The sequence below is a fragment of the Streptomyces anandii JCM 4720 genome (genome assembly GCF_014650655.1).
GTDB lineage: Bacteria > Actinomycetota > Actinomycetes > Streptomycetales > Streptomycetaceae > Streptomyces > Streptomyces anandii.
In genome coordinates, this window is sequence record NZ_BMVJ01000002.1 from 400,699 (window position 1) to 412,657 (window position 11,959).

Consider the following 11,959-nt stretch of genomic DNA (forward strand, 5'->3'; position numbering starts at 1 on the left):
CAGGATCCCCGGCGTCTCGCCCCCGACCCGCAGCCCCGCGATCCCGGCCTCGTCCAGCCGGAACCCCACCGAGAACCCGGCCCGCCCGTAGAACCGGACGGCCTCGTCGAGATCCCCCACGCACAACAGCACGTTGTCGAACCCGAGCAGCTCGTACGACTCGTCATCTGACATGCCATCACATTAGGTGGACGGCCCCACCCACCCACGCAACGACGCGGACCCGGCTCCGGCATCCGTTGTAAGCGGGGTCCGTCCATAGCGGTGAAACCTGATGTCAGCAGGTGACAGCGCCCTTATGCCGGCGGTGTACCGCCTGCCGGGGTCCCTGCGACTGCCGGGCGGACGAGGAGGTGAGAGGAAATGAGCGCTGCCGTCGACCACACAGGGCCATGGACCGTCGCCGACGTCCTCTCCCTGCCCGAAGACCGCACGACGCGCTACGAGCTGCTGGGGGAATTGCTCGTGATGTCCCCCGCACCCGGCATCCGCGACCAGCGGGCCTCGCTCCGGCTCGCCATGATCCTCCCCACGCGGCGGCCACGGCGGCCAAGGCGCCGGTCGAGGTGCTGGAAGCCGTCAACGTCATCCTTGCGTCCGGTCTCGTCGTCCCCGACCTCGTGGTGGCCGACGCCGGCGCGACCGCCGAGGACGGCGCCGGCGTCGACGCGGACGGCGTGCGGCTTGTGGTCGAGCTCGTCCCTCCCGGTAACCGCATGGTGGACCGCAAGTTCAAGCCGATGCTGTACGCCGAGGCGGCCATCCCGTATTTCTGGCGACTCGAGTTCGACCCCGCGCCCATGCTCGTCGTCCACGAGCTGGAAGGCGGCCGGTATGCGGAGCGGACGACCGCACTCGCGGGTGTGACCACTCACCTGAACGCGCCGTTCCCCGTCGCGATCGACCCCGCCGGCCTTTCCCGCCAGTAGACGCCCGTGGGCCCCGCTTCGGGAAGCCGTTCCCGAGCGGGGCCCACGGTGGTGTACGCGTGGAGGTTCTCAGAAGCGCCGCGTGATCAGCGCGCGCTTCACCTCCGCGATGGCCTTCGTCACCTCGATGCCGCGGGGGCAGGCGTCGGTGCAGTTGAAGGTGGTGCGGCAGCGCCAGACGCCGTCCTTGTCGTTGAGGATCTCCAGCCGCTGCTCGCCGGCCTCGTCACGCGAGTCGAAGATGAAGCGGTGGGCGTTGACGATGGCCGCCGGGCCGAAGTACTGGCCGTCGTTCCAGAACACCGGGCACGAGGACGTGCAGGCGGCGCACAGGATGCACTTCGTCGTGTCGTCGAAGCGGGCGCGGTCCTCGGCCGACTGCAGACGCTCACGCGTCGGCTCGTTGGTGTCCTTGGTGACCAGGAACGGCATGACGTCCCGGTACGCCTGGAAGAACGGCTCCATGTCCACGACCAGGTCCTTGAGGACCGTCAGGCCCTTGATGGGCTCGATCGTGATCGGCTTCTCGGGGTTGATGTCCTTGATGAGGGTCTTGCAGGCAAGACGGTTCTTGCCGTTGATCCTCATCGCGTCCGAGCCGCAGATGCCGTGGGCGCAGGAGCGGCGGAAGGTGAGGGTGCCGTCCAGGTCCCACTTGATCTTGTGGAGGCCGTCGAGGACGCGCTCCTTCGGGTCGATCTCCAGCTGGAAGTCTTCCCAGGTCGCCTCCGCCGAGACCTCCGAGTTGAAGCGGCGGACGCGGAAGGTGACGGTGATGTACGGGGAGTCGGCGAAGCCGGGCTCGGGGGCCGCGTCCGCCTTCTCCATGGTCGGGGTTGCCATCAGTACTTACGCTCCATCGGCTGGTAGCGGGTCTGGACGACCGGCTTGTAGTCGAGACGGACGGTTTCGGACCCGTCGGCGCCGACCTCGCGGTACGCCATGGTGTGGCGCATGAAGTTGACGTCGTCGCGGTTGGGGTAGTCCTCGCGGTAGTGACCGCCGCGGGACTCCTTGCGGGCCAGCGCGGAGACCGCCATGACCTCGGCCAGGTCCAGCAGGTTGCCCAGCTCGATGGCCTCCAGGAGGTCGGTGTTGAACCGCTTGCCCTTGTCCTGGATCGCCACGTTCTTGTAGCGCTCGCGCAGCTCCGCGATCTTCTCGACCGCCGTCTTGATGGTCTGCTCGGTGCGGAAGACCATGACGTTGGCGTCCATGGTCTCCTGCAGCTCGCGCCGGATGTTCGCCACCCGCTCGGTGCCGGTGGAGGTCCGCAGCCGCTCGATCTGCTCGACGACCAGGGCCTCGGGGTTCTCCGGCAGCTCGACGAACTCGGCCCGCTGGGAGTACTCGGCGGCCGCGATGCCGGCCCGGCGGCCGAACACGTTGATGTCGAGCAGCGAATTGGTGCCCAGGCGGTTGGCGCCGTGCACCGACACGCAGGCGACCTCGCCGGCCGCGTACAGACCGGGGACGACGGTGGTGTTGTCCGCCAGCACCTCGCCCTGGACGTTGGTCGGGATGCCGCCCATGGCGTAGTGCGCGGTCGGCTGGATCGGGATCGGGTCCGTGTAGGGCTCGATGCCGAGGTAGGTGCGCGCGAACTCGGTGATGTCCGGGAGCTTGGCGTCCAGCTGCTCCGGCGGCAGGTGGGTCAGGTCCAGGTAGACGTGGTCGCCCTCGGGACCGCAGCCGCGGCCCTCGCGGATCTCGGTGTAGATCGACCGGGACACGACGTCACGCGACGCCAGGTCCTTCATGACCGGCGCGTACTTCTCCATGAAGCGCTCGCCGTCCTTGTTGCGCAGGATGCCGCCCTCACCGCGGGCGCCCTCGGTGAGCAGGATGCCCATGCGCCAGATGCCGGTCGGGTGGAACTGGAAGAACTCCATGTCCTCCAGCGGCAGCCCGCGGCGGTAGACGGCCGCCTGACCGTCACCGGTCAGCGTGTGCGCGTTCGACGTCACCCTGAAGAACTTGCCGCAGCCGCCCGAGGCGTAGATCACGGCCTTCGCCTGGAAGACGTGGATCTCGCCGGTCGCCAGCTCGTACGCCACCACGCCGGCCGAGCGCTTGACGCCGTCGACCTCGGTGATCAGCTGGTCGAGGACGTAGAACTCGTTGAAGAACTCCACGCCCTCCTTGACGCAGTTCTGGTACAGCGTCTGGAGGATCATGTGACCGGTGCGGTCGGCCGCGTAGCAGGAGCGGCGGACCGGGGCCTCGCCGTGGTTGCGGCTGTGACCGCCGAAGCGGCGCTGGTCGATGGTGCCGTTCGGGGTGCGGTTGAACGGCAGGCCCATCTTCTCCAGGTCGAGGACGGAGTCGATGGCCTCCTTCGCCAGGATCTCGGCGGCGTCCTGGTCGACCAGGTAGTCACCGCCCTTGACCGTGTCGAAGGTGTGCCACTCCCAGTTGTCCTCCTCCACGTTGGCCAGCGCGGCGGCCATGCCGCCCTGCGCGGCGCCCGTGTGGGAGCGGGTGGGGTAGAGCTTGGTCAGGACCGCGGTGCGGCTGCGCTTGGTCGACTCGATGGCCGCGCGCATGCCGGCACCGCCGGCGCCGACGATGACGGTGTCGTACTTGTGGATCTTCATCAGGAAAGTACCTCGGTCCCGGGGCCTAGCGGATGTTCGGGTCGAAGGTGAAGATCACCAGCGTGCCCAGCAGGATGGTCCACACCGTGGCGGTGTAGAGCAGCGCCTTCAGCCACAGGCGGGTGTTCGCCCGCTCCGCGTAGTCGTTGATCACCGTGCGCAGGCCGTTGCAGCCGTGCAGCATGGCCAGCCACAGCATGAGCAGGTCCCAGACCTGCCACCAGGGGGAGGCCCAGCGGCCGGCCACGAAGGCGAAGCCGATCTTGGAGACACCGCCGTCCAGCACGAGCTGGATCAGCAGGTGGCCGATGACCAGGACGACCAGCACGACGCCCGACAGGCGCATGAACAGCCAGGCGGCCATCTCGAAGTTGCCCCGGGTGGACTTCGGGGTCTTCTTGCTGCGCTGGCGCGGGGCCTCGATGTACGGCGCCGGGTTGTCGACGTTGTACGAGCCGCCCTCGACGGGGCCGACGCCGGAAGCGGTGGTTTCAGTGGTGGACATCTGCGTCAGCTCCCGAACACGACTCGAGCGGCGTGGCCCAGGACGGGGTAGATCGCCCCGAGCATGAGCACGATCCAGACACCGACGACGGTCCAGAGCATCTGCTTCTGGTACCGCGCGCCCTTGGCCCAGAAGTCGACGGCGATGACACGCAGGCCGTTGAGCGCGTGGAAGAGGATGGCGGCGACGAGGCCGTACTCCAGCACGGCGACGATCGGCGTCTTGTACGTGGCTACGACCTTGTCGTAGTCCTCGGGCGAGACGCGGACGAGAGCGGTGTCCAGCACGTGGACGAACAGGAAGAAGAAGATGAGGACGCCGGTGACTCGATGAGCCACCCAGGACCACATTCCTTCCCGGCCGCGGTACAGCGTTCCAGCCGGCACGGAAGAACCCTCCGGGAGCGGGGACTAGGGCCGCGCCGGCTTCACTGTCGGTCGGGCCCGGCCGGGTACGGTCCACCGGCCCCCAGCATCGTAGCGACCGGTGCCTGTGGTGCTTACAGGGGGCCTGGTCATGTGATCAAACTGGCACTCAAAGGGGCACGGACGGGTTAGCGGCGCCGGCGTGGCGGCCCCGGGTGGCGCGAACCAGCCGTCCGCGAGCCAGCCGGCGCAGTTCCTCCGCCGCGACCTGCCGCTCCTCCTCCGGATCGTTGGCCAGCCGGGACCTGATGGCGGCCAGGACGCGGTCGAGCACCTCGTCCGCCGGGATGTCGTCCAGGCAGATGACGAACACGTGACCGAACCGGCTCTCGTACGCGGCGTGGGCCGCGCTCAGCGCGGTGTGCGCGGCGGAGTACGTCCCCTCGGGCAGCGCGGGCAGCGACTCGTGGGCCAGCGCCCGGGCCAGGTCCGCCGGCCCCAGGTCGTACGCCGCCTCGTCCGCCGCCGCGAGCAGGGCGGGCAGGTCGGGATAGGGGCGGTGCGCGGTGACGCGGTGGGCCCAGCTGGGGCTGTGCAGGCAGGTCAGCAGGGTGCGGTGGGCCTCGTCGGCCGGGGCGGTGTTGAAGCGCTCCAGGTTCTGCGGGGGCAGCGTGGGTCCTCGGCGTGGGATGCGGCGACGCCCGCTGTGGGCGTCCCGTGCGTGGTGGCAGGGGATGCTGTGGGAGATGTGCCGTTACGTTATCGGGTGTGCTCATGACGTGTCCGGTCGATGTCCCAATTTCACTCGGACGGGAGAGTTTGGGAACGTCTGGTGGACACCGCACGCGCGCACAGGCCGTAGGTTTGCTCTGTGAGTCAGCACAGGCGGCACCGGGCCCCGGCGCGCAAACCCCGGCACAGGCAGGCACTGGCCGGCGGGGCGTTCGCCGTGACGGTCGGGCTCGGCGTCGGCCTCGGCGTGTGGGCCTCGGGCGGTGACGGCTCACCGGCCGGATCGGCGCGGCGCACCTCCGACTCCGACGCGGCGGCCTCCTCCCCGGCCTCCCCGAGCGCCAGCCCCACCCGCAGCTACCCGCTGTCCAAGGCGCCGCAGACCATACCGGCCGTGCGCTCGCACACCGCGGCCCGCGGCCCCGGCTGGCGCCCCGCGCACGGCGAGCGCGTGGTGGTGAGCGACGCGTCCCTGGCCGACGAGGGCAAGCTGATCGCGGGCGAGCTCGGGCTGACGTACGCGGGCGAGAGGAACGATGTGCGCGCCGGGGACGTGCGCCTCGCGCTCAGCGGCGGCGAGGGCGGCGACCCGGAGTCGTACACCATGACGGTGCGCGGCGGCCGGGTGGTGATCAGCGGGCCCGCCGACGCGGGCGTCTTCTACGGCACCCGCACGCTCAAGCAGGAGGTGCGCGGCGGCGGCACCGCGCCGGAGGGCGTGGTCAACGACGCGCCCGCCAAGCCCCGGCGCGGCTTCATGCTGGACATCGCGCGCAAGCCGTACACGGCCGGCTGGATAGAGGACCGCATACGCGAGCTCGGCGACCTGAAGTACAACGAGCTCGGACTGCACTTCTCCGACGACCAGGGCTTCCGCATCCAGTCCGACAGCCATCCCGAGATCGTCTCCAAGGACCATCTGACCAAGGCGCAGGTCAAGCAGATCGTCGGCCTCGCCGCCGCCCGGCACATCACGGTCGTGCCCGAGATCGACTCGCCCGGCCACCTGGGCGCGGTGATCGCCGCCCACCCCGACCTCCAGCTGCGGGACGCGCGGGGCGTGGCGACGCGCGGCGCCGTCGACATCTCCAAGGACCAGTCCGCCGCGATCCTCGACGACCTCCTCGAGGAGTACGCCGGCCTCTTCCCCGGCGACCAGTGGCACCTGGGCGGCGACGAGTACCAGGCCCTGACCGTGCGCGACCCCGAGGCGTCCTACCCGCAGCTGGCCGCCGCCGCGCGCAAGGCCTACGGCTCCGGCGGCACCGTCGCCGACCTGACCACCGCCTGGCTGAACGACCGCGCCGCCACCGTCCGCAACCACGACCGCACCCCGCGCGCCTGGAACGACGGCTTCTTCCGCAACGCCTCGGTGCGGCCCGACAAGGACATCGTGGTCGCCTACTGGACCGGCAAGGAGCTCGGCGCCCGGCAGCCGGCCGAGTACCTCGCCGCCGGCCGCAAGGTCCTCAACCTCAACGACGAGTTCCTGTACTACGTCCTCGGCGAGCCGCAGACCTTCGTCTACCCGACCGGGCAGCGCATCTACGAGCAGTGGACCCCGCGCGTGCTGCGCGGCACCCAGGCCGTCCCCGCCCGGTACGACTCCCAGATCCTCGGCGGCTCCTTCGCCGTCTGGTCCGACCTTGCCGGCGCCCAGACCCAGGACCAGGTGGCCGCAGGCATCCGCCTGCCCCTGCGGGCGACCGCCCAGAAACTCTGGGACTCGGGCCAACCGACCCTGACCTGGGCCCAGTTCAGGACACTGGCGAACCGCCTGGGCTGACCGGGGGCGCCCCGCCTCCGAGTCGATCCCGCTGTTGGCCGGAATCTTTTCTTCTGCTTTCCCCTCGACTGACAGTGACGGGCGTGTGACACTACCGGGCGATCGCGCGCAGTAAGGGTGAGTGCGGGCTCCGTAAAGGTCGGCGCCCTGGCAAGGAGGCGTGGATGAGCCTGGTGGAACTGATCGCGCAGGCCGACGAGCGCGGCCTCGCCGCCAGCGGACTGGCTTGTTTGGATCGGTGCCTGCCCCTGCTCGGCGGGGACGACGAGGTGCTGCGACCGCTGTGGGGCACCCTCACGGACTCGGGCGGCGGCGACTGGACCGAGCGGCTGGAGCAGGCGCGCGGGACGCTGGACGCGGCCGGCTCCGGCGAGGCCGCCGAGGACGAGGCCGCGCTGCTGGCCCGCCGCATGCTCGCCACCGCGCCCGCCGCACGGGACGCCGCCGAGGTACGCGTGTGGGCCGACGCCTGCTCCGTGGCCTCCCTGCAGATCCACCGCCTCCTCGACCCGGCCGAGGACGCCGCCCCCGTCGACTCGCGCCGACAGGGCCGTACGGACGGCATGTCGCCGCTGGTCGCCGCCGAGCTGCGCCGCCAGGTCGCCGTACTGGAGATCCTCGCGGGCCACGGCCCGGCCGGACTGCGTCAGGCCCTGGAGGTCTCCACGGAGGGCCGCCGGGTCCTGCGCGCGGTGGTGTCCCGCCGGGCGCGCGGCCGGGTCTGAGCGGTCCGGGCGCCGCGCCGGTGAGAGCAAACCCCTTTTCCTGGAAGGGTCCTGTGACCGTCCTGGGGGCGGGATGCGAGGGTCCTGGGGCGGTTGCCGCGGCCGTCCGGATCCGGGTGACGGAAACCGCCTTGGCCTCGCTCTTTCCTATGTGACAGCGCGGGAAGTGACGACTCAGCAGACCAGCCGGCAGACCAGGCCGCACGCCGCCGCCAAGCCGGCGCGATGGGCGGCGGACACCGTGGCCACGATGCGCGAGGGCGCCCGGCTGCGCCTGGACTACTCGGCCCAGAGCCTGTGGCGCGTCGACCGCGTCATCGAGGACATACGCCGCGAGGGCACCCCGTACGCCGCCGTCGAGCACGTCCTGCGCGGCTTCGGCGCCTACGCCGGCGAGGTGATCGTCCGCGAGGGCGGCGGGGAGTGGTGGGCGACCGGCGGCGAGCACTGGGTGCGCACCCCGGACGGCCGCCTGTGGGACCCCATCGACGAGGCCCGCCGCTGCTACGGCGGCCACGGTTCCCTGCGGCTGCTCGCCCGCGACGCGACGGCGGCCCGCCCACCGTCGCGCTGACCGCCCCGGAGCAGGCCGGAGTCCCGTCCGCGAGGCGGGATCCCGGCCGGGACCGCGTGCGGCCGGGGGCGGTACGCGGTCCCGCGGCGGGACTGCTGGTCCGTTCCGCCGCAGGACCGCCGGGTTGCCGCCGGACTACGGGGTCAGGGTCTGACCGAGGTGGGCGGCCGCCGGGGTGCCCAGGCCGTAGTAGACGCCTGTGCCGGTGTCCACGCCGGAGCTGCCGGTGTCCAGCTGCAGCACCGTGCCGTCGTAGGAGTTCTCGCCCTCGGCGCCGATGGCGAGGTCGGCGCGGCCCCAGCCGGACAGGTCCTGCAGGACCACCGCGGAACCGAACTTGTCGTCCTTCTCGGTCCAGCCGCTGATGCCGCTGGTGTCCTGGCTGAACACCTGGGCGCCGGTACCGGTCGGGCCCGAGGACGTGCCCTTGAGCAGCACGGCCATGCCCGCGTTGGTCTGGCCGACCCCGCTGCGGGTCATGTCCTCGTTCGGCACGCCCGTCAGGACGTCCGCGTAGCCGTCCGCGTCCAGGTCGCCGACCGACACCGACGAGCCCATCCCGTCACCGTCCTCGGCCGCGCCGGGGACGCCGCCGGTGTCCTGGTGGACGGTGCGCATGCCGGTCGTGGTGAAGCCGGTCGACGTGCCCGGGACCATCGTGACCTGGCCGCCGCGGTAGGCGCCGGACTCCGAGACGTACGGCTGGCCGATGACGAGGTCGTCGTACCCGTTGCCGTTCACGTCGCCCGCGGCGATGGAGCGGCCGCCCTTGACGGACAGGACGCTCACCTTGGTCAGACCGGTCCTGCCGCCCTTGAACCAGGTGACGCGGCCGACGCCGGACTGATCGCGGTAGTTCAGCGCGACGTCGGCGTACCCGTCGCGGTTGAAGTCGCCGGTGGCGGCGTCGGTGTAGGCGACCGGCCCGGTCGCGGAGGTCAGCGTGCCGTACTGGGTGGCGCCGCCGGTCAGGCGGGCGTTCCAGGAGCCGCCGTTGCCGGTGCCCGCGGCGAAGACGTCGGCCTTGCCGTCGGCGTCGAAGTCGCCGACGGTGACGGCCGAACCCAGCCCGGCGCCGGTGGCGGTGACCCCGCTGGTGGCGTACTGGTAGCCGGAGTTCAGGCCGGGACCGTACAGCAGGGTGACCGAACCGCGGTTTGCGTGGCCGCTCGTGTCGTCCTCGCCGGGCGAGCCGATCGCGAGGTCCGCGTAGCCGTCGCCGTTCACGTCGCCCCAGGCGGTCGCCGCGCCGAAGCTGTCGCCTGACTCCGAGGAGCCGGGGACGCCGGGACTGGACTGGGTGAGGTTGACCCTGGAGGCTCCGACCGGTCCGTCGGTGCTGCCCGGCACGACGACGACGGTGCCGCTCGAGGCCCTCGGCACGCCGGCCACCAGGTCGGTGACGCCGTCCCGGTTGAAGTCGGCGGAGGGGATCGCGGAGTTGGCGCCCGCGCTCTTGGCGAACCGCCGGATCTCGCCGAGATTGCCGTACAGGTTGGTGCCGGGGCACTCGGTTGCGAAGGCGTCACGGTGGCCGGAGACGGTGCTGAGGGTGGCCTGCTGGCCCTTCTTCCAGACCCCGGTGTCCTCCATGGCGGTCAGCGTGACCGTGCCGGCCGGGTCGCCGCCGTACTGGCCCAGCTTCCAGGCCGCGATCCGCGCCACCGACTCCAGGGTGGCCCGGGTCGGGCGGGCCGCCGGGATGCCCTTGCTCGCGTCCCCCTGGAAGTCACCGAGGACGGCGATGCCGGTCGAGTAGCTGTTGAAGCCGTAGGTGTGCGCGCCCAGCACCGGAAGGTCGATGCCGCCCGCACGGCCCTCGAAGATCTGGCCGCATTTGTCGACGAGGAAGTTGTAGCCGAGGTCGTTCCAGCCGTTGACGTCGATGTGGTACGCCATGATGCCGCGGACCAGCGACGCCGACTCGGCGCAGCTGTAGCTGTTCGAGCCGGCCGAGTGGTGCACGAACACCGCCTGGATCCTGTCGATGTACGAGGCCGCGTCGTCGACCTTCGACTCGTCCGCGCCCCACTGCGCCCGGCTGATGACCGGCGGCCGGGTGACGGTGGAGGGCGGGGCGACGGGCTTGCTCGCGCTGGGTGACGCGGAGGGCGAGCCGGTGGCGGACGTCTGGTCGCCCGGCGACGTGGAGTCGGCCGGGGAGGCGGTGTCCGCGGCCGTCGCTGTCCCGGCCGGGTCGGTCGCGGGAGCGGTGGCGGCGTCGGTCGCGCCGGGCGAGGCGGTCGTGGTGTCGCCCGGGCTCGCGTCGGCCGTGCCGGTGGAGGCGGTGGCCGGGTCCGTGGCGCCGACGGCCCCGTCGGCGGCGAACGCGGCGGGTTCGACCTCGCTGCCGAGGGACCGCGTCTCGGCGTTCGTCACCACCCCCGGGTCGACGAGGTTGACCTGGAGCCCCTTGGGAAGTCCGGCCGCGGCACCGCCGTCCTCGGCGACGACCCGTACCTCCACTCCGTCGGACGGGCCCACCCACAGCGGCTCGGACGCGCCACGCATACGGGGCGTGACGCGCTCCAGTGGATCCACGTCCAACTCCAGGTTCCGCCAGTCGCTCCACCGGCCGGTCCCGCTGCCGCGGGTGCGTACCTGCGCGGTGCCGTCGAGCTTCTTCGCGGCCCCCGTCCAGGAGACTCCGAGCAGGGAGAACTGCTGGGTCCCCGTCCGCGGCAGCTCCCGCATGCCGTTTCCGGTGTCCTTCAGCGCCAGCCCGTAGACCCTCACCGGACGCTTGGCCCGGCCGGCGGCACCGGCATCGTGCGACGGGCCGGCCAGGGCGTAGGTGGCCACGCCCCCGCCCCCCAGCACCACCGCGCCGAGCGTGATCCACGCTCTGCGCCTCAGGCCCAGCGGTCTGTACGCGTGCGACGTACGACGACTCAAGACGTATCCACCTCAAAAAGGTCGGCCATGGAAGACCGGAGAAGAGAAAAGAAAAGTCACGTGAGACACATCCGTCACCAGGACGGGCTGTGGAACCCAGCGCAACGCGGCTGCCAAACATCACGAGTTCGGGGGATGGAGTGACGTGGATCACTCCGCTGCGGTGGAACCCGCAAGCCGCCGCGGCGGTGGCCGCCCTGCGCGACTGTGACATTTCTGTGGGGCCCGACGCTGATGACCATGAGCCGTGAGCACGGACACCCCGTGACGGGAGGCGGGTTCGGCCGGTCCTTTCCGGACTCGGTGCGAACGAGGACTTGTTGGGCCAGGGAGGGGAACCTCGCCGCGTGCAGTCGTATGACGGGGAGTTGGGCGCGGCCGTCGCGCGGGCCCAGGAAGGGGACGAGGCCGCCTTCGCGGTCGCCTACCGGATCGTGCACCCCGGACTGCTCGGCTATCTGCGCGGCATCGTCGGCGACGACGCCGAGGACGTCGCCTCCGACGCCTGGCTGGAGATAGCGCGGGACCTCGGCCGCTTCAAGGGCGACGGGGCCGGTTTCCGGGGATGGACGGCGACCATCGCCAGGCACCGCGCGCTGGACCATCTGCGCAGACAGCGGGTGCGGCCCCGGCCGGCGGCGCTCGAACAGGACCTGCTCGACCTGCCGGGACAGCACAGCACACACGAGCAGGCCCTGGAGTCCCTCTCCACCGAGCGGGCCCTCGAACTCGTCCGCGCCCTGCCCCGCGACCAGGCGGAGGCCGTGCTGCTCCGGGTGGTGGTCGGCCTCGACGGGCCCGCGGCGGCCCGGGTGCTCGGCAAGCGGCCCGGAGCGGTTCGCACGGCCGCC

At 71.4% G+C, this 11,959-nt stretch carries 12 protein-coding genes; 5 read left to right on the forward strand and 7 right to left on the reverse strand.

What is annotated here, in order from left to right:
* Positions 1-174, reverse strand: a 174-nt coding sequence (locus IE249_RS36245) for a VOC family protein (protein WP_373304353.1), incomplete at its 3' end; no start/stop codon positions are given.
* Positions 175-566: 392 nt separating this feature from the next.
* Here IE249_RS36245 and IE249_RS39815 point away from each other — a divergent pair.
* Entirely contained in the window at positions 567-929 is a 363-nt protein-coding gene (locus IE249_RS39815; RefSeq protein ID WP_308434308.1) for a Uma2 family endonuclease, read from the forward strand.
* Positions 930-998: 69 nt separating this feature from the next.
* Here the strand turns inward: IE249_RS39815 and IE249_RS05005 are convergent, their stop codons facing one another.
* The 5 genes from IE249_RS05005 to IE249_RS05025 form a co-directional block, all read right to left on the reverse strand.
* Entirely contained in the window at positions 999-1,772 is a 774-nt protein-coding gene (locus tag IE249_RS05005) for a succinate dehydrogenase iron-sulfur subunit (RefSeq protein ID WP_189703512.1), read from the reverse strand.
* The gene (sdhA, locus tag IE249_RS05010; RefSeq protein WP_189703513.1) at positions 1,772-3,526 is read right to left on the reverse strand and encodes a succinate dehydrogenase flavoprotein subunit; all 1,755 of its coding nucleotides are present in this window, start codon (positions 3,524-3,526) and stop codon (positions 1,772-1,774) included. The genes IE249_RS05005 and sdhA overlap by 1 nt, the downstream gene beginning before the upstream one ends.
* 25 nt (positions 3,527-3,551) lie before the next feature.
* Positions 3,552-4,031, reverse strand: coding sequence for a succinate dehydrogenase hydrophobic membrane anchor subunit (locus IE249_RS05015; RefSeq protein WP_189703514.1), 480 nt, complete (start codon positions 4,029-4,031; stop codon positions 3,552-3,554).
* A 5-nt stretch (positions 4,032-4,036) separates the two neighbouring features.
* Positions 4,037-4,417, reverse strand: coding sequence for a succinate dehydrogenase, cytochrome b556 subunit (sdhC, locus tag IE249_RS05020; protein ID WP_189703515.1), 381 nt, complete (start codon positions 4,415-4,417; stop codon positions 4,037-4,039).
* Positions 4,418-4,565: 148 nt separating this feature from the next.
* On the reverse strand, positions 4,566-5,087 hold the full coding sequence (locus IE249_RS05025; protein ID WP_189703700.1) for a 2-oxo-4-hydroxy-4-carboxy-5-ureidoimidazoline decarboxylase: 522 nt from the start codon (positions 5,085-5,087) through the stop codon (positions 4,566-4,568).
* Positions 5,088-5,324: 237 nt separating this feature from the next.
* On the opposite strand from IE249_RS05025, the gene IE249_RS05030 reads away from it, so the two are divergent.
* The 3 genes from IE249_RS05030 (at position 5,325) to IE249_RS05040 (ending at position 8,213) form a co-directional block, all read left to right on the forward strand.
* Complete coding sequence (locus tag IE249_RS05030) at positions 5,325-6,914, forward strand: beta-N-acetylhexosaminidase (RefSeq protein ID WP_229857646.1); 1,590 nt, start codon at positions 5,325-5,327, stop codon at positions 6,912-6,914.
* 164 nt (positions 6,915-7,078) lie between these two features.
* The gene (locus tag IE249_RS05035) at positions 7,079-7,639 is read left to right on the forward strand and encodes a hypothetical protein (RefSeq protein WP_189703517.1); all 561 of its coding nucleotides are present in this window, start codon (positions 7,079-7,081) and stop codon (positions 7,637-7,639) included.
* 166 nt (positions 7,640-7,805) lie between these two features.
* The gene (locus IE249_RS05040) at positions 7,806-8,213 is read left to right on the forward strand and encodes a hypothetical protein (protein WP_189703518.1); all 408 of its coding nucleotides are present in this window, start codon (positions 7,806-7,808) and stop codon (positions 8,211-8,213) included.
* A 135-nt stretch (positions 8,214-8,348) separates the two neighbouring features.
* On the opposite strand, the gene IE249_RS05045 is transcribed toward IE249_RS05040, so the two are convergent.
* Positions 8,349-11,108 (reverse strand): FG-GAP-like repeat-containing protein, encoded by a 2,760-nt coding sequence (locus IE249_RS05045; RefSeq protein ID WP_229857549.1) that lies wholly within the window; start codon positions 11,106-11,108, stop codon positions 8,349-8,351.
* Between the two features lie 320 nt (positions 11,109-11,428).
* On the opposite strand from IE249_RS05045, the gene IE249_RS05050 reads away from it, so the two are divergent.
* Positions 11,429-11,959: RNA polymerase sigma factor (locus tag IE249_RS05050; RefSeq protein WP_229857550.1), on the forward strand; the 531-nt coding region annotated here is incomplete at its 3' end.